The organism is Streptomyces sp. NPDC001515 (genome assembly GCF_053597115.1).
Genome location: NZ_JBSFHN010000008.1, coordinates 176,270 through 192,914, shown reverse-complemented (window position 1 = coordinate 192,914; position 16,645 = coordinate 176,270). Strand labels below are relative to the sequence as shown.

Sequence of the window (16,645 nt, the reverse complement as noted above, 5' to 3'; positions counted from 1 at the left end):
GGCACCGTCCCGGCCCGGCGTGCGCCCCCGTCCGCCACGCCATGAGGTGATCGCTTTCCATGGGCGACCGGTCCGCTCCGCACACCGTCCTGGTCGTCGAGGACGACCCGGGCATCCGCACCCTGCTCTCCTCGGCCCTGACCGCGGCCGGGTACCGCGTCGTCACGGCGGTGGACGGACGGGCGGCCGTCGAGGCCACCGACCGCTGCCGCCCGGACCTGATCGTCCTCGACGTGATGCTGCCCGACACCGACGGCTTCGCCGTGACGCGCGAACTGCGCGCGCGGGGCGACTACACCCCTGTGCTCTTCCTCACCGCCCGCACCGACATCGAGGACCGCATCATCGGTCTCAGCTCGGGCGGCGACGACTACGTCACCAAGCCGTTCCACATCCAGGAGATCCTGCTGCGGATCCGGGCCATTCTGCGCCGCACGGCCGGCGCGCCGAGGCGGGGGCCGGAGCCGCCGCCGCTCCGCTACGCCGATCTGAGCGTGGACCGCGAGCGCCACACGGTGCACCGGGCGGGCCGCGCCGTGCGACTGTCCCCCACCGAGTTCCGGCTGCTGGTCTGCCTGGTGTCCCATCCGGAGAAGGTGCTGGGCAAACAGGAGATCCTGATGGAGGTGTGGCAGTACGGCTTCGCCGGTGACACCCGCATCGTGGACACGTACATCAAGAACCTGCGCCGCAAGATCGACCGGGCGGACCGGCCACTGATCCACACCGTGCGCGGGGTGGGCTACTGCCTGCGGCTGCCCCGCGAGCAAGCCCCGTGACACGGCCGCCGCGCCGGTTCCGGCCCCGCTCGATCCGCACCCGGCTGGTGCTGATCTCCACCGTGCTCGCCACCGTCGCCGTCCTCGTGTCGCAGGCGGCCGGGATGACGGTGATGCGCGGCTGGCTCACCGGTCAGATCGACGACCGCCTCGGGGAGTTCCGTCCCCCGCCGCTGCCCGCGTACGTCCGTGGGCACGGCACGCTGCCGGGTACCTCGGACGCGGCCGTGCCGCAGAAGGACCTCCTCCCCTCCGACTACCGGGTCTTCTTCTACGACGCCGACGGAACGCTCCTGCCGGACTCGCTGGGCAGCGGCGACGGACGCCCCCGGCTGCCCGGGACCGTGGCGGCGCTGGGGCTGACGACCGGGAAGCCCGCCACCCTGCCCGCCGAGAAGGGCGACGGGAACTGGCGGGTGGTCGTGGACACCGATCCGCAGGGGCGGCGGGTCGTCGTGGCGCTGCCGCTCGACACCGTGGAGGGCGCCACCTCCAAGCTCCTGTGGTTCAGTCTGGCGATCGGGGCCGTCGCCGCCGCCGGTGTCGGACTGCTGAGCAGCGCGGCGGTGCGGCTGGGGCTGCGCCCGCTGGCGCGGATGGAACGCACGGCCCTGCGGATCACCGCGGGCGAGTCGGCGCTCGTGGTCACCGACACCGACCCGCGGACCGAGACCGGGCGGCTCGGCATCGCCTTCAACACCATGCTCGACCAGGTGCGGGCCGCCCTGCACCGCAAGGACGCGTCGGAGCGGCGGCTGCGCCGCTTCATGGCCGACGCCGGTCACGAGCTGCGGACCCCGCTGACGTCCGTCCAGGGCTTCGCCGAACTGCTCGTCGAACAGCCCCGGCTGCCCGCCGCACGGCGCCGTGAGGCCCACGAGCTGATCGTCCGGAACTCCGAGCGGATGAGCCGGCTCGTCGACGACCTCTTCCTGCTGGCCAAACTGGGGTACGCGCCCGTGACGCACCGGGAGAGCGTGGATCTGCTGTCGCTGGCGGCGGACGGGGTCCGCGCGGCGGTCGTCGCCCATCCGGAGCGCGAGGTGCGGCTGGCGCCACTCGCGGGGGACGGTCCGGAGGGGCCGGCGACCGCGCTCGATGTCGTCGAGACGCTGGGCGATCCCCATCAGCTCGCCCAGGTGATCGCCAATCTGCTGGCCAACGCCTGTGTGCACACCCCGCCCGGCGCGAGCGTGGAGGTGCGGGTCGGCACGGCCCTGACCGGGCATCGCGCAGGGGGATGCGACCGGCCGGGTCGCACGAGCGCCACGGCCGCGCTGTCACCGGGGGTGCCGGTGTGCGTGGTGGAGGTGGTGGACGACGGGCCGGGGCTGGCACCGGACGCCGCCCGACAGGCGTTCGAACGGTTCTACCGGGGGCCGTCGGCGGCGGACGGTCCGGAGCCCGGATCCGGCCTCGGTCTGGCCATCGCCTCCACGATCGCGACGGCCCACCAAGGCCGCCTCGAACTCGACACCCGTCCGGGCTACGGCTCCACGTTCCGTCTGTTGCTGCCCCGGGGCGTCGGACCGGAATCGGCCACTGTGGCGTGACAACGTTCGCCCGGGACGTCGAACGGGCAGGGCTGCTCTTGACGTTGCCATGTCACCTGTCCGCCAACAGGGAGTTGCCTCATGTCCGACGAATCCCGCGTCCCCGCCACCCGCCGTCAGATCCTCGCCACGGGCGGCGCGGTCGCCGCGGTCGCCTTCACCGGCGCGTTCGGTGAACTCTTCGCGGGCACCGCGTCCGCCCGGGGCCACGCCGGCTACGGCCCGCTGGTGCCCGACCCGGACGGACTGCTCGACCTGCCGAAGGGGTTCCGCTACCGGGTGCTCTCCCGCGAGGGCGACCCGCTCCGCTCGGGCGAGGGCCCGGTGCCGAGCAACTGCGACGGCATGGCCGCGTTCCCCGGCCGGCGCGGCGGCGTCCGCCTGGTGCGCAACCACGAGAACCGGGTCACCGCGAAGACCGCCGTGCCGACCGTGGACGGACTCACCTACGACCCGATGGGCAAGGGCGGCTGCACCGCGCTCGAACTCGACCGCCACGGCGCCGTCCTCGGCGAGCGCGTCGCCATCGCGGGAACCGCCGTCAACTGCGCCGGCGGGCGCACCCCGTGGAACACCTGGCTCACCTGCGAGGAGACCGAGGACCGGGCCGGAACCAACGGCTACACCAAGGACCACGGTTTCGTCTTCGAGGTGGACGGCGCGGACCCGCACCGCACCGGAGCCGTCCCCCTGACGGCGATGGGCCGCTTCCAGCACGAGGCCGTGGCCGTCGATCCGCGCAGCGGCGTCCTCTACGAGACGGAGGACGCCTTCGAGAGGCCCTTCGGGCTGTTCTACCGCTTCCTGCCGCACAGGCCGCTGGGCGGCACGGGCTCCCTGCGGGCCGGCGGGCGGCTGGAGGCCATGCGGGTCCCGGGCGTCGCCGACCTCTCCGCCGTCCAGACGACCGGAACCGTCTTCGATGGCATCGAGTGGGTCCCCGTACCGGACCCCCTGGCCACCGAAACCCCCATCCGCTTCCAGGACTTCGGGCCGAGGGGCATCACCCACGCCCAGAAGCTGGAGGGCTGTTACTGGGGCGGCTCCAGCGTCTACTTCGTCTCCAGCTTCGCCCACAGCGACGAGGGCTCGGCCGCCGACCACTTCGGGCAGGTCTGGCGCTACGACCCCGCCCGCCGGCGCCTCACCCTCGTCATCGTCTTCGGCCCCGGCACCGACGTCCGACTGCCCGGCGAGTCCCCCGACAACATCTGCCTGGCCGCCGACGGCGGGCTGATGGTGTGCGAGGACGGCAACGGCGCCCAGCACGTCTTCGGCCTGACCCGGCGCGGGGAGGTCTATCCGATGGCGCGCGGCCGGCAGAACATCGGCACGGCCGAGGAGCCGGAGTGGGGCGAGTTCGCCGGCGTCACCTTCGCCCCGGACCTGGCGACGATGTACGTGAACTGCTACACGCCGGGGACGACGTTCGCGGTGACGGGGCCGTGGCGCTGATCCCCTGACCGGACCCGCACCGCCCCGCCCGCCGCTCCGACTCCGCCCACCGCCTGGTGAACGCCCCGTCGTCGGACACTCTGCCGGAGCTGCTGCGGGGCTGCCGGATCGAGGTGCCGCGCCCGCTCGACGACCGAGTGAATCCCGGGGCGGCTTCGCGGCCCCGGGAGCGCCGGGAGCGGGACCCCGCGCCCTGATCGGTTAGTTTCCGTGAGTGATCATGTCTGCACGGAAATTGACGAGTCTGAGCGTTCTGGGTGCGGTGCTGTGCGGCGGGCTCGCCGGCTGCGCGGACGGCTCCCTGGAGGCCGCGCCTCCGGCCGCCCACGCCCCGTCCCCCGCGCACTCCCCCACGCCCGCGTCCGCGCCCGCCTCTCCCGCCGCCCCGCGCACTCCCCCGCCCGCGCCGGAGCCGCCGGTCCTGGCCCCCGGGCCGGGCGGCCTGACCCCGGTGCTGAAGCGCGGCACCGGGCGTACGGACAAGGTCGTGGCGCTCACCTTCGACGCCGACATGACGGCGGACGAGGGGCCGCGCGCGGCGGCGGGCGAACGGTTCGACAATCCGGAGCTGATCGCGCTGCTGCGCCGGCTGAAGGTGCCGGCGACCGTCTTCATGACCGGGCGCTGGGCCGAGGAGTACCCCGGCCAGGCCCGCTCCATCGGCACGGACCCGCTGTTCGAGATCGCCAACCACTCCTACAGCCACCACGCGTTCACCACGCCCTGCTACGGGCTGCCGGCCGTGGACGCGGACCCGGCGGCGATGCGCGGGGAGGTGGAGCGGGCGTTCGGCGCGATCCGGCGGACGGGGGCGCGCCGGGTGGTGCCCTACTTCCGCTTCCCGGGCGGCTGTTACGACCGGGCGGCGCTGCGCGCGATCGGCCCGGAGAAGGTGACGGCCGTGCAGTGGGACGTGGTGAGCGGGGACGCGTTCGCGACCGACGCGGACGCGGTGGCGGACCAGGTGCTGGACGGGGTGGAGCCCGGCTCGCTCGTCGTCATGCACTGCACCCGCAGCGCCGCCCCGGCCACCGCCCGGGCGGTCCGGCGCATCGTGCCCGAACTCCGCGCGCGCGGCTACCGCTTCGTGCGCGTCTCGCAGCTCATCGCCGGGCGGTGAGGGCCGCGGGCGGGGCGCCGGTCAGCCCGAGCAGGCCGTCCGCTGGGCCTCCTGCCACTCGCAGACCGGGCAGAGCGTGATGCCCTTGGCCGACTCCGGGTACTCGGTCGGCTTCCGGCACAGCACGCACTCCGCGTACGGCGGCCCGGCGGGCTCGTCCGGGGACACCTCCGGCCGGTCCACCGGGGTGCCGCAGTACTCCGTGTCCTCGGGATGCGGGGGTTCTGGTCCTTGCTCGTCCATACGTACGAGCCTACTCAGCCCCGCACCGAAGTGAGCCGGCAGGCGAGCGCCCCCGCGACGGCGGCCACCCCGGCCGCCCCGAGCAGCGGCAGCACGGGCACCCGGACCGTTCCGGTGAGCGAACCGGTGACCAGGCCCGTCACCGCGGACTTCGCCGGCGATCCGGTGGTCACCAGGCAGAGCAGCGCCCCGAGCGGGATCACGGTGAGCGACCAGCCGCGACGGTGCAGCAGCGGCCTGCTCCCCAGCGCGCCCACCGCCGCCCCCGTCAGCGCGCAGCAGCAGACGGCGATCAGCCCGGCGAGCCCGGCCGCCGGCAGCGGCACCCGGACCCGGTGATCGGCACTCGCCGGCTCGCTGATCGCCAGTACGACGGCGGTGGCCGCCGCTCCCAGCACCACCGCGCAGCCCAGCGCGGTGAGCAGCGCCGCCAGATGGACCCGGGGCCGTCCGCCGACGGCCGCCGCGACGACGGTCCGGGAGGCGGCCGGCTCCTGGCCCGCGCAGACCCGGACGAGCCACGCGGCGACGGGCAGCAGCGCGGCGGCGACGTAACCGAGCGAGTCCAGCACGGGCTGCCCGGACTGCACGACCGTGCCGACGAAGGCGACGTACAGCAGCACCGGCGCGAGCCAGCGCTGGGAGCGCAGCAGCAGGGCGGCCTGGTAGCGGAGCAGTGCGTTCATACGGTCGTGTCCGAGGGGTCCGGCGGGGCCGCGCCCCGGCGCCGTGCCCGGGGCGAACGGGCAGGGGGCGGGGCGGTAGGGGATCAACGCGTTCACACTCTCTCGTCCGAGGGGTCCGGCGGGGCCGCGCCCCGGCGCCGTGCCCGGGGCGGCCGGGCGGGAGACGGGGCGGGCCGGGAGGCGGTCAACGCGTTCATACGCTCCCGTCCGAGAGGTCCGGCACGGCCGCGACGCCGACGACGTGCCAGGGCGGCCGGGCGGTGAGCAGGGCGGTGAGCAGCGCGTCGGAGTGCGCGGCGGCCACGGTGAGCCGCAGGGTGCCGTTCGCGGCGGCGGTGTGCTCGGGGGCTCCGGGGAGGCGGTCCGGCAGCGGGGTGCCGGGCGGTCCCGTCACCTCGATCCGGACCCGGGGGCCGGTCGGTGTCCCGGCCGGGGCCGCGGGCATCGTGCGCAGCCCGGTGCCCTCGACGCGCAGGACCGTGTCGGCGGCGTCCGCCGGCCGGTGCGGGGCGTGGTCGACGAGGACGGCGGTGGCCCCGGCGGCGACACGGGCGGCGACGGCCCGGTCCAGTTCGACGCGGGCGGTGGCGTCCAGCCCGGTCCACGCCTCGTCCAGCACCAGCAGCTCCGGCTCGGCCAGCAGCGCCTGGGCGACCGCGACCTTCTGGGCGGTGCCCTTGGACAGCTCCGCCAGGGGCGTACGGGCATGGCCGGCGGCCCCGAAGCGGGTCAGCCACTCCTCCGCCCGGCGGGCCGCCTCGGCGCGCCGCAGCCCGTGGATCCGGCCGAGGTGGACGAGGTAGCCGGCGGCCGTGAACGGCAGGGCCGCCGGGAACCGTTCGGGGATGTACGCGGTGCGCGGCCGGCGCCCGGTGATCCGGCCCTCGGTCGGGGCGTCCGCCCCCGCGACCAGCCGCAGCAGCGTGGACTTGCCGGTGCCGTTGGCGCCCTCGACCCGGACCAGGGCGCCGGCCGGCAGATCGAGGTCGATGCCGCGCAGCACCCAGGGCCCGGCCGGTCCGTACCGGCGGCCCACCGCCTCCAGCCGCAGCAGGGGCCGGTTCAGTTGGACGACGCCTTCTCGGGCTTCAGCTCGCTGGGCCGCACGATCACGAAGCCCTCGCCCTCCAGCCGCAGCTGGACGGCCTCGCCGGAGCCGCCGCGCAGCATGGATCCGACGCTCTGCGAGCGGTGCAGCGAGGTGGCGAGGTGGGCGCTCCAGCCGACGACCGCGTCGGTGTCGACGCAGACCGGCTGCTGCGGGCTGACGGGGATGACGATCGGGTGGCCCTCGCACATCAGGGCGAGCTTGCCGTACCCGGTGAAGACGCTGTTGAAGAGCCCGCCCCCGGCCATGCCGGCGCCCTTCACGGTCTTGATCTCGTAGGCGAGCGTGGGATCGAAGCAGAGCACGTTGCGGCCGTTGACGGTGAGCGCGTCGCCCTGCTCGATGTCCACGATGAAGCAGTTGTGCGCCTCGTGGGCGAACCATGCCTCGCCCTGGCCGCGCACCGCCATCAGCGGCAGCCCCTCGCCGGTGACGGCCCGCTTGAGCATGCCGCCGATGCCCTGGCCCTTGCGTTCGAACTGGAGATTGCCCCGGAAGGCGATCATCGATCCCTGGCGGGCGTGCATCTCGCCGTTGATTGCGTACTTCACCGATTTGGGGTTCTGCAGGGTCATGCCGGGCACGGTCGCCTGCTGAGCCATGTGCTCACTGGAAAAGAGATCGCTCTTCATGGCGTGCATCCTCGCCCGGAGGGTTTCATTCCGCCAAGAAGCCCGGGACGGGCGGCTGGCAGACTGGACAGGTGAGCAGCAACGACACCTCCTCCCCCGCGTCCGGCACCTCCTCCCCCGCGGCCGATTCCGCCGGCCTGTCCGAGGACAGCCCGTTCCGCACCGAACGGACGGACCGGGACGAAGCACCCCAGTACGTCCTGCCCTTGGTCGTGCACATCGAGAAGACGGCGCCCCCGGCGCGCACCGACGCGCTGCGCACGGCCGCCCGCGCGGTGCTGGTGATGCTCTCCGACGAGCGTTCCGTGGGCGAGGGCGAGTGGGCGCGGGCGATGCGCGACTGGCAGGACGCCCGGATCCGCAAGGTGGTCCGGCGGGCGCGGGGCGCCGAGTGGCGCAAGGCAGCGGCGCTGCCCGGGATCACCGTCACCGGCGAGGAGGCGGAGGTGCGGGTCTATCCTCCGGTCCCGCTGAACGGCTGGCCCAAGGAGCTGGCGAAGCTCCAGGTCTCGGGGACGGACCTGGACGATCCGGAGCCGCCCGCCGCCCCGGACCTCTCGGGCCCGGTCCTCTGGCTCAACCCGGAGCTGGGCATGTCCGCCGGCAAGGAGATGGCGCAGGCCGGGCACGGGGCGCAGCTCGCCTGGTGGGAGCTGTCCGACACGGAGCGCGCGGCCTGGCGCGCGGCCGGCTTCCCGCTCTCGGTCGCCACCCCGGACCCAGTGCGCTGGAAGGAGCTGACGGTGAGCGGGCTTCCCGTGGTCCGGGACGCGGGGTTCACGGAGATCGCCCCCGGTTCCTGCACGGTGGTCGCCGACCATCCGGCGCTGCGGCGCTGAGCGGCCGGGCGGCGGAACCTCAAATCATGCTCTGAACGTCCCCCTTCACGGATTCGATGGCGTGTCGCGGGGCCATCACCCCTGCACGGAACGGAGACGGGGGACGGCATGGACCTGGGAATCGGCATCGGCTGGCGGCCGGAGATCGCCGAGGCGGTGGAGGCGCTGCCGGGCATCGACTGGGTGGAGGCGGTCGCGGAGAACCTCTGCGGCGACCACCTGCCCGACGCGCTGGTGCGGCTGAGGGAGCGCGGGGTCACCGTGGTGCCGCACGGCGTCTCGCTGGGGCTGGGCGGGGCCGACCGGCCCGACCCCGGCCGGCTCGCGGCTCTCGCGGAGCGCGCCGCGCTGCTGGAGGCACCCCTGGTGACGGAGCACATCGCGTTCGTCCGGGCGGGCGGCGTCCGCACCGGCTCCCCGGCCCTGGAGGCGGGGCATCTGCTGCCCGTCCCCCGCACCCGGGCCGCCCTGGACGTGCTCTGCGAGAACGTGGCGATCGCGCAGGACGCGCTGCCCGTGCCGCTGGCGCTGGAGAACATCGCGGCGCTGGTCTCCTGGCCGGACGAGGAGCTGACCGAGGGGCAGTTCCTGGCCGAGCTGGTCGAGCGCACCGGGGTGCGGCTCCTCATCGACGTGGCCAATCTGCACACCAATCATGTCAACCGGGGCGAGGACCCGGCCGAGGCGCTGGCCGCGCTGCCGGTGGACTCCCTGGCGTACGTCCATGTCGCGGGCGGCGTCGAGAAGGACGGCGTCTGGCACGACACCCACGCCCACCCCGTCACCGCCCCGGTCCTGGACGTGCTGGCCGAGTTGCGCTCCCGGGTCTCCCCGCCCGGCGTCCTCCTGGAACGCGACGACGCCTTCCCGCCCACCGCCGAACTCGCCGGTGAACTGGACGCGATCCGCGCGGTCCTGGACCGGGCCGGGGCCGACGGGCCGGGCGGCCCGGCGCGCGGGACGGTGCGGCAGGCCCCCGCGCGGTCCGCCGCCGCACCGTCCGAGGCCGTACGGGACCGGCTCGCGGTCGCCCAGACCGCGCTGCTCTCCGCCCTGGTCGCGGGCACCCCCGCCCCGGAGGGCTTCGACCGGCGCCGGCTCGGGGTGCAGAGCCGGGCGCTGGCCGCGAAGCGGGCCGATGTGGTGGCGAAGGTGGCGCCGGAGCTGCCGGAGATCCTGGGGCGCGGCTACCGGGAGGCGTTCCTGGCGTACGCGGGGGCGCGGCCGATGTCCGGCGGATACCGGCGCGACGCGCTGGACTTCGCCGAGCATCTGCTGATCGCCGGACGGCCGGCGGACGACGCGGCGCGGCGCCGGCTCACCGCGTGGTGGCGGGACCGCTCCGGTCCCCGGCCGCCCGGCCGGGCCGTCCGGCTGGCCCGCGCGGCCCGCTCCGTGCTGGTGGGGCGGTGAACGGGATGACGACGCTCGCCGTGCTGTTCTCGCTGGCCGTCACCGTGTCCTCGGTGCTGCTGGTCACCGGGCTCGTCCGCGACCGCCGGCCGTCCGGCGGCCCGGTCCACGATCCGGCCGAGGCGGCCTTCCTCGGCGGCGGCCCCGGACGGGTCGTCGACGCCGCGCTCGCCGCGATGTGCGAGGACGGCCGGATTCTCGTCGGCGGCCCCGGCATCGTGGCGGTGCGGCGGGCCGTCGCCCACGACCCGGTGGAGCGCGCCGTGCTCCACGCGCACGCCGCCGCGCCGAACGGGGCGCTCCACGCGCTGCGGGACGCCGTGATGCGCCACCCCGCCGTCCAGGAGATCGGGGACGGCCTCGCGGCGCGCGGGCTGCTCCGGGTCCCCGGCTCGCACCGGCTCCAGCAGCGCTGGGGGACGACGCAGGGGGTGCTCTGCCTGCTCGCGCTGCCCGTCGCGTTCGCGCTGACCGTCGCGGAGTGGATGGCCTCGGACGGCTTCGTGGACGAGGGTGTCCCGTTCGTCCTCAAGGTGCTGCCCGCCCTGGTCGCCGGCAGCGTCGTGGGCCTGGCCTCGGCGGCCGTCGCGCGCTCCCGGATAACCCGGGCCGGGCGCCGGGCCGCCGCCGCGTTCCGAACCGCCCACCTCGGCCGCGGGGGCGCAGCCCATCTGGTGGCGACGGCCGGGCCCCGCGCCCACCCCGACCCGGTGCTGCGCGCGCATCTGCTCACGGCGGCCCGCGCCGGGGCCGGGGCGCCCCGGCGCTCCGGCTCCACACCGTCCCCGTCGTCTCCGTCGTCCCACGACGCCTCCTCGGCGCTGCTGCTCGCCCCGGCGGTCTGGTGCGCCGGCTCCGCGCCGGGCGGCGGGAGCTGCGGCGGCTCCTCGGGGAGCGGCGGTTCGGGGTGCGGGGGCGGGTCGGGCTGCGGCGGGGGGTCCGGTTCGAGCTGCGGGGGCGGCGGGTCCAGTTGTGGCGGCGGCGGGTCGAGCTGCGGGGGCGGCAGCAGTTGCGGATCGAGCTGCGGCGGCGGTTCCTGAGCGCTCCGGCGTCCGCATGGTGAACAGCCCATGGCGCGAAATGCGCGTGTCGCATAGAAATCGGACATGCTCTGGGTTCTGTTCCTGCTGGTCGCGTGGGGTGCGGCTGCCGTCTCCTGCATCCGCCTCTGTCTGGCCACCGCCCGGCCGGCCATCCCCTCGCAACCCGCGCCGCGCACCACCACGCGGGCCGAACTTAGCCTGTACGAGACGGCGTTCCTGGCCGGAGGCCCGCACCGGGTGGCCGATCTCGCGCTCGTCTCCATGCATCTGCGCCGCCGGCTGCTGCTCGCCCACACGGGCTGGGCCACGGTGGTCGATCCGGAGGGCCGGGACGACATGGAGCGCACGGTGATCCGTGCCATCGGGCCGCAGGGGCAGTCGCCGATACCGCCGGTCCGGGCGGCGGCCGCGACGGCGGACGCGGTACGGGCGCTCGCGGACCGGCTCGTCGCCGCGGGCCTGGCCCTGCCGGGCGGCGGATCGGACATCGCCGCGGCGGTGCACGCGGTGCGCCGGGCCGCCGCGCTGGTGCTCGTGATGGGGGCCGCCGCGCTGACCGTGCCCATCGAGGGGGCGCGTCCGACCGGATCGCAGGTGCCGGTGGCCGTCTGGTTCGCGATGCCGCTGGTGCTGACCGTGGGCTGTCTGCTCATCGCCCGGATCGAATCGGGCCCGCACAGTCCCTGGGCCTCACCGGCCGGGCAGCGGCTGCTGGACGCCCGCCGGCTCGCGGCGTCCGGGCCCGAGGGCGATGTGCTGGCGGCGGTCGCCGTACGGGGCGTGGCGGCGGTCGCCGACCCGGCGCTGCGGGCCGCGCTCACCGGCCGGACGGCCCGCGCCGTCCCGTGAACGACACCGGTGCGGCGCGCCGGAGGCGCGCCGCACCGTGAGCCGAACCCGGTGTCGCTGGAGCGGCGGGCGGCACGTGGTGCCGCTCGGTCCGCCGTCTGATCTTCCGGGCTGGGGTGACCGGGTCCCGCTCGCTACGCGAGCCCGGCCACCAGGTCCGCGACCGACTTGCGCCGGCCGGTGAAGAAGGGGACCTCCTCGCGGACGTGCATCCGCGCCTCGGAGGCCCGCAGGTGACGCATCAGGTCGACGATGCGGTACAGCTCGTCCGCCTCGAAGGCCAGCACCCACTCGTAGTCTCCCAGGGAGAACGAGGCGACGGTGTTGGCACGCACGTCGGGGTAGCCGCGGGCCATCTTGCCGTGGTCGGCGAGCATCCGGCGGCGGTCCTCGTCGGGCAGCAGGTACCAGTCGTAGGAGCGCACGAACGGGTACACGCTGACGTAGTCGCGCGCGTTCTCGTCGGCGAGGAAGGCCGGGATGTGCGACTTGTTGAACTCGGCGGGGCGGTGCAGCGCCATGTTCGACCAGACCGGTTCGAGGTTCCTGCCCAGCCGGGTGCGGCGGAAGAGGTTGTACGCCTCCTGGAGCTCGTCCGCCGTCTCCGCGTGCCACCAGATCATCATGTCGGCGTCGGCGCGCAGGCCCGAGACGTCGTAGGTGCCGCGGATCGTGATGTCCTTGGCCGCGAGCTGGTCGAACAGCTCCTGGACCTCGCCGGCCACGGCTGCCCGGTCCGTGTCGGCGGGCAGGACGTCGCGCAGCTTGAACACGGACCACAGCGTGTAGCGGATGACCTCGTTGAGGTCCTTCGCCTTCTTCCCGGCGTTCGGACTCTTGCTGGATGTCGCAGTCTCAGGAGCACTCATACGGCTATTGTCCCGCCTCGCTCCCTGTGCCCTGAACCAGGGGTGGGGTGGCGGTGATCTCGTCGCCGTCCGCCGTCCGGACGGCCCCGAGGTCCCGGGCGATCTCGTCCGCGGCGCGCCGCGCGCTCGCGATGCAGGCGGGGATGCCGACGCCGTCGTAGACCGCTCCGCAGACGCGCAGCGCGGGCAGTTTGGCGACCTCCTCGCGGATCCGGGCGACCCGGGTGAGGTGACCCACGGGGTACTGGGGCAGTCCGCCGATCCACCGGGTGACCTCGGTGCCGACGGGACGGGCGGTCAGTCCGGTGGCGTCGGCGAGGTCGGCCAGCGAGACGGCGACGAGGTCGGCGTCCTCGCGGTGCAGATGGTCCTCCTCGCCGTAGCGGCCCACCGAGGTCCGCAGCACGAAGAGCCCGGGGGCGGCGTCGGCGACCCACTGCCACTTGTGCGTGGAGAACGTGGATGCCTTGATCGTGCGGCCCTCGGCCGGGGGCACCAGGAAGCCGGAGCGCCCCTGGAAAGCCGGGAGCCCGGCCACGTCGGAGCGCGTGAACGCCATCGTGACCAGCGCCATCGAGGCGTACTCGACGCCCGCCAGCTCGGCCGAGGCGGCCGGTGACTCGGCGGCGAGCAGGGTGGACGCCGACCAGGCGGGGGCGGCGAGGACGATGCCGTCGGCGGCGATCACCCGGGCGTCGGTGCGCACGTCCCAGCCGTCGGCGGTACGGGTCAGGCCCAGCACCGGGGTCTCGGTGAGGATCTCCCCGCCGGCCGCGCGCACGGTGTCCGCGACGGCCCCCGGCAGGGTGCCGATGCCGCCCTCGATGCCCTGGAAGACCGGACCGGTGAGCCGCCGGGCGGCCGCTTCCCGCTGGATCCGGGCGACGCCGTCGAGGAGCGAGCCGGCGCCCCGGGCGACCTCGAAGAGCTGCGGTACGGCGGCGCGCATCGAGATCCGGTAGGCGTCGCCCGCGTACACCCCGCCGAGCAGCGGTTCGACGAGCTGGTCGACGACCTCGCGGCCCAGCCGGTCCGCGACGTACGCGCCGACGGCGACGTCCTCGCCGACGGCGGTGGGGGTCAGCTCGCGCTCCTGGGCGATCCGGGCCAGGCCCTCGGGCGTCAGGACGTCGCCCAGGACCGCCGGATCGCCCGGGACGCCCATCACATGGCCCTGGGGCATGGGGCGCAGGGCGTCGCGCGTCCAGAGCGCGGCGGTGGCGGTGGCGGGCGGCTGGAGCCGGTCGGCGAGGCCGGCGGCGCGGGCCAGGTCGACCGCCTCGGGGCGGCGGGCGAGCACGGACTCGGCGCCGAGGTCGACCCGGACGCCCGCGACCTCACCGGTCATGAGCTTGCCGCCGAGCCGGGCCGTCGCCTCCAGGAGGGTGACCCGCAGACCGCTGCCGAGGAGCCGGTGGGCGGCCGCGAGTCCGGCGATGCCGCCGCCGATGACGACCACATGGGCCGGGGCCCGGTCCGCACGCTGTGTTGAACGCTGCATGCCCCCACTCTCTCAAACCCTGTCCGAGTCCTGAACGTGACCGCTTCGCAACCCCGGGGACGAAACCGGTGACGCCCCCTCATCCGTCGAACCGGCACCATCAACCACCTGTCCTGGGGGGACCGTTATGCATCCCGTGCCCGACCTCCGTTCCGGCCCGCCGGCGTCCGCCGCCCGCCGCTCCCGTCTCGCGCTCGCCGCTGGACTGCTCGCCGCCGCCCTCGCGGTCGCGGGCTGCGGCGCCGCCTCCGACGACGCCGGCGGGAGCGCCGACAGACCCGCCCTGTCGTCCCAGGCCCGGGGCAAGGCCGACGCCGCCGGCGGGGAGGCGGACGGTTCCGGGAAGGGCGCGGCCGGCTCGACGGCGCGGAAGCAGCCGAAACCGGCCGCCACCCACGTCATCCGCACCGCGTCCCTGTCCGTCGAGGTGAAGAGCGCCTCCCGCGCGGCGGCGAGCGCCCGGACCGTGGCGCGGAACGCGGGCGGGCTGGTCGCCGAGGAGAGCACCGAACGGGTGGACGGCGACCGCTCCACCTCGCATCTCGTGCTGCGCGTCCCGCAGGACGCGTACGACCGGGTGCTGCGGGAGCTGTCGGGGGCCGGGAAGCTGCTGTCGCGCACCTCGGAGGCGAAGGACGTCACGGACCAGGTCGTCGACACCGACAGCCGGATCGCCACCCAGCGCTCCAGCGTGGCCCGGGTGCGTGCGCTGATGGACCGGGCCGACAAGCTCACCGACGTGGTCGCCCTGGAGGGCGAACTGAGCAGCCGCCAGGCCGCGTTGGAGTCGCTGCTCGCCCAGCAGGCCTCTCTCAAGGACCGCACCACGATGGCCACGGTCACCCTCGACCTCATCGAGCCGGAGTCCCCGGCCGCCGCGTCCGACGACGATCCCGGGTTCCTGGACGCCCTGGCGGGCGGCTGGCACGCCTTCACGACGATGCTGCGGTGGCTGGCGATGGCCGTGGGGGCCTCGGCGCCGTTCCTGGCCGCGGCCGCCGCCGCACTGGTCCTGTGGCGGTTCGCCGTCCGCCGGAAGCGGAAGGCGGCGCCGCCGGCCGGCGGATGAGCGCGTCCCGGGGGCGCCGCCGCGCCCCCGGGTTACCCGGCGCCGTAGCGTGGGCCTTTTCGGACGGGCGCGGAGGTACGGGCATGGCGGCGGAACGACTGGTGGTCATCGGGGGCGACGCGGCGGGCATGTCCGCCGCGTCCCAGGCGCGCCGGCTCAGGGGTCCCGAGGAACTGGAGATCATCGCCTTCGAGCGCGGTCACTTCACCTCGTTCTCGGCCTGCGGCATCCCGTACTGGGTGGGCGGCGACGTGGCGGAGCGGGACGATCTGATCGCCCGTACGCCCGAGGAGCACCGGGCCCGGGGCATCGATCTGCGGATGCGCACCGAGGTGACGGAGATCGACGTCGCGGGCCGGCGGGTGCGCGCCCGGGACCGGGACTCGGGCGAGACGTACTGGACGGGCTTCGACAAGCTGGTGATCGCCACGGGCGCCCGCCCGGTCCGCCCGGAGCTGCCGGGGACGGACGCGCCCGGGGTGCACGGGGTGCAGACCCTGGACGACGGGCAGGCCCTGCTGGACTCGCTGGACCGCACGGAGGGGAGGCGGCGGGCCGTCGTCGTCGGCGCCGGGTACATCGGCGTCGAGATGGCCGAGGCGATGCTGAACCGGGGCTTCGAGGTGACGGTCCTCAACCGGGGCGAGCAGCCGATGGCGACGCTCGACCCGGACATGGGGCGGCTGGTCGGCGAGGCGATGGCCGGGCTGGGCATCACGACGGTGAACGGGGCGGCGGTCACGGCGATCCGCACCGGGGCGGACGGCCGGGTGAGCTCCGTGGAGACGGCGAACGGCTCGTATCCGGCGGACGTGGTGGTGCTCGGCATCGGGGTCGCGCCGGAGACGGAGCTGGCCCGCGCGGCGGGTCTGCCGGTGGGGCCGCACGGCGGGCTGCTCACCGATCTGTCGATGCGGGTCGTGGGCCACCAGGACATCTGGGCGGGCGGTGACTGCGTGGAGGTCCTGGACCTGGTGGCGGGCCGCACCCGGCACATCGCGCTGGGCACGCACGCCAACAAGCACGGCCAGGTCATCGGGTCCAACGTGGGCGGCGGCTACGGCACGTTCCCCGGGGTGGTCGGCACCGCGGTGAGCAAGGTCTGCGATCTGGAGATCGCCCGGACGGGGCTGCGGGAGAAGGACGCCCGCGCGGTGGGGCTGCGGTTCGTCACGGCGACGGTCGAGTCGACGGGCCGGGCGGGCTACTACCCGGGGGCGCGGCCGATGACGGTGAAGATGATCGCGGAGTACCGCACGGGACGGCTGCTGGGGGTGCAGATCGTCGGCCGGGACGGGGCGGCGAAGCGGGTGGACGTGGCGGCGGTGGCGCTGACCGCCGGGATGACGGTCGACCAGATGACCGCCCTCGATCTGGGGTACGCGCCGCCGTTCTCACCGGTCTGGGACCCGGTCCTGGTGGCGGCGCGCAAGACGGTGGCCGCGGTGCGCAGGGCCGGCACGGTCTGAGCGGTGCCGGCCCCGGG

Annotated in this window: 16 protein-coding genes; 10 read left to right on the top strand and 6 right to left on the bottom strand. The window is 75.1% G+C overall.

What is annotated here, in order from left to right:
* Positions 1-59 precede the first annotated feature (59 nt).
* The 4 genes from ACWCXC_RS11875 (at position 60) to ACWCXC_RS11860 (ending at position 4,907) form a co-directional block, all read left to right on the top strand.
* Positions 60-779: a response regulator transcription factor gene (locus ACWCXC_RS11875; RefSeq protein ID WP_450888361.1), complete on the top strand. Its 720-nt coding sequence runs from the start codon at positions 60-62 to the stop codon at positions 777-779.
* The gene (locus ACWCXC_RS11870; RefSeq protein WP_450888359.1) at positions 776-2,332 is read left to right on the top strand and encodes a sensor histidine kinase; all 1,557 of its coding nucleotides are present in this window, start codon (positions 776-778) and stop codon (positions 2,330-2,332) included. The genes ACWCXC_RS11875 and ACWCXC_RS11870 overlap by 4 nt, the downstream gene beginning before the upstream one ends.
* 81 nt (positions 2,333-2,413) lie before the next feature.
* On the top strand, positions 2,414-3,787 hold the full coding sequence (locus tag ACWCXC_RS11865; RefSeq protein WP_450888357.1) for an alkaline phosphatase PhoX: 1,374 nt from the start codon (positions 2,414-2,416) through the stop codon (positions 3,785-3,787).
* A 220-nt stretch (positions 3,788-4,007) separates the two neighbouring features.
* Positions 4,008-4,907 carry a polysaccharide deacetylase family protein gene (locus tag ACWCXC_RS11860; RefSeq protein WP_450888355.1) on the top strand — a complete coding sequence of 300 codons (900 nt, stop codon included), beginning with the start codon at positions 4,008-4,010 and terminating at the stop codon, positions 4,905-4,907.
* 21 nt (positions 4,908-4,928) lie between these two features.
* On the opposite strand, the gene ACWCXC_RS11855 is transcribed toward ACWCXC_RS11860, so the two are convergent.
* The 4 genes from ACWCXC_RS11855 to ACWCXC_RS11840 form a co-directional block, all read right to left on the bottom strand.
* On the bottom strand, positions 4,929-5,150 hold the full coding sequence (locus ACWCXC_RS11855; RefSeq protein WP_450888353.1) for a hypothetical protein: 222 nt from the start codon (positions 5,148-5,150) through the stop codon (positions 4,929-4,931).
* A 14-nt stretch (positions 5,151-5,164) separates the two neighbouring features.
* Complete coding sequence (locus ACWCXC_RS11850; RefSeq protein ID WP_450888351.1) at positions 5,165-5,836, bottom strand: ABC transporter; 672 nt, start codon at positions 5,834-5,836, stop codon at positions 5,165-5,167.
* Between the two features lie 193 nt (positions 5,837-6,029).
* On the bottom strand, positions 6,030-6,887 hold the full coding sequence (locus tag ACWCXC_RS11845) for an ATP-binding cassette domain-containing protein (protein ID WP_450888406.1): 858 nt from the start codon (positions 6,885-6,887) through the stop codon (positions 6,030-6,032).
* Positions 6,888-6,898: 11 nt separating this feature from the next.
* Entirely contained in the window at positions 6,899-7,576 is a 678-nt protein-coding gene (locus tag ACWCXC_RS11840) for an AIM24 family protein (protein WP_450888349.1), read from the bottom strand.
* A gap of 71 nt (positions 7,577-7,647) precedes the next feature.
* On the opposite strand from ACWCXC_RS11840, the gene ACWCXC_RS11835 reads away from it, so the two are divergent.
* The 4 genes from ACWCXC_RS11835 (at position 7,648) to ACWCXC_RS11820 (ending at position 11,720) form a co-directional block, all read left to right on the top strand.
* Positions 7,648-8,415 carry a peptidyl-tRNA hydrolase gene (locus tag ACWCXC_RS11835; RefSeq protein WP_450683698.1) on the top strand — a complete coding sequence of 256 codons (768 nt, stop codon included), beginning with the start codon at positions 7,648-7,650 and terminating at the stop codon, positions 8,413-8,415.
* A 108-nt stretch (positions 8,416-8,523) separates the two neighbouring features.
* On the top strand, positions 8,524-9,828 hold the full coding sequence (locus tag ACWCXC_RS11830; RefSeq protein WP_450683699.1) for a DUF692 domain-containing protein: 1,305 nt from the start codon (positions 8,524-8,526) through the stop codon (positions 9,826-9,828).
* Positions 9,829-9,833: 5 nt separating this feature from the next.
* Positions 9,834-10,868, top strand: coding sequence for a TIGR04222 domain-containing membrane protein (locus tag ACWCXC_RS11825; RefSeq protein ID WP_450888347.1), 1,035 nt, complete (start codon positions 9,834-9,836; stop codon positions 10,866-10,868).
* Between the two features lie 66 nt (positions 10,869-10,934).
* A complete protein-coding gene (locus tag ACWCXC_RS11820) occupies positions 10,935-11,720 on the top strand; it encodes a TIGR04222 domain-containing membrane protein (protein WP_450888345.1) in 786 nt (261 codons plus the stop codon).
* Between the two features lie 134 nt (positions 11,721-11,854).
* Here ACWCXC_RS11820 and hemQ read toward each other — a convergent pair whose 3' ends face one another.
* Both hemQ and hemG read right to left on the bottom strand, forming a co-directional pair.
* Positions 11,855-12,589 carry a hydrogen peroxide-dependent heme synthase gene (hemQ, locus tag ACWCXC_RS11815; protein WP_450683702.1) on the bottom strand — a complete coding sequence of 245 codons (735 nt, stop codon included), beginning with the start codon at positions 12,587-12,589 and terminating at the stop codon, positions 11,855-11,857.
* A gap of 4 nt (positions 12,590-12,593) precedes the next feature.
* Positions 12,594-14,090, bottom strand: a complete 1,497-nt coding sequence (hemG, locus tag ACWCXC_RS11810) for a protoporphyrinogen oxidase (protein ID WP_450683703.1) — start codon at positions 14,088-14,090, stop codon at positions 12,594-12,596.
* Between the two features lie 136 nt (positions 14,091-14,226).
* Between hemG and ACWCXC_RS11805 the strand changes: the two genes are divergently transcribed.
* Both ACWCXC_RS11805 and ACWCXC_RS11800 read left to right on the top strand, forming a co-directional pair.
* The gene (locus tag ACWCXC_RS11805; RefSeq protein ID WP_450888342.1) at positions 14,227-15,159 is read left to right on the top strand and encodes a DUF4349 domain-containing protein; all 933 of its coding nucleotides are present in this window, start codon (positions 14,227-14,229) and stop codon (positions 15,157-15,159) included.
* An 83-nt stretch (positions 15,160-15,242) separates the two neighbouring features.
* Positions 15,243-16,628, top strand: a complete 1,386-nt coding sequence (locus ACWCXC_RS11800; protein WP_450683705.1) for an FAD-dependent oxidoreductase — start codon at positions 15,243-15,245, stop codon at positions 16,626-16,628.
* Positions 16,629-16,645 lie beyond the last annotated feature (17 nt).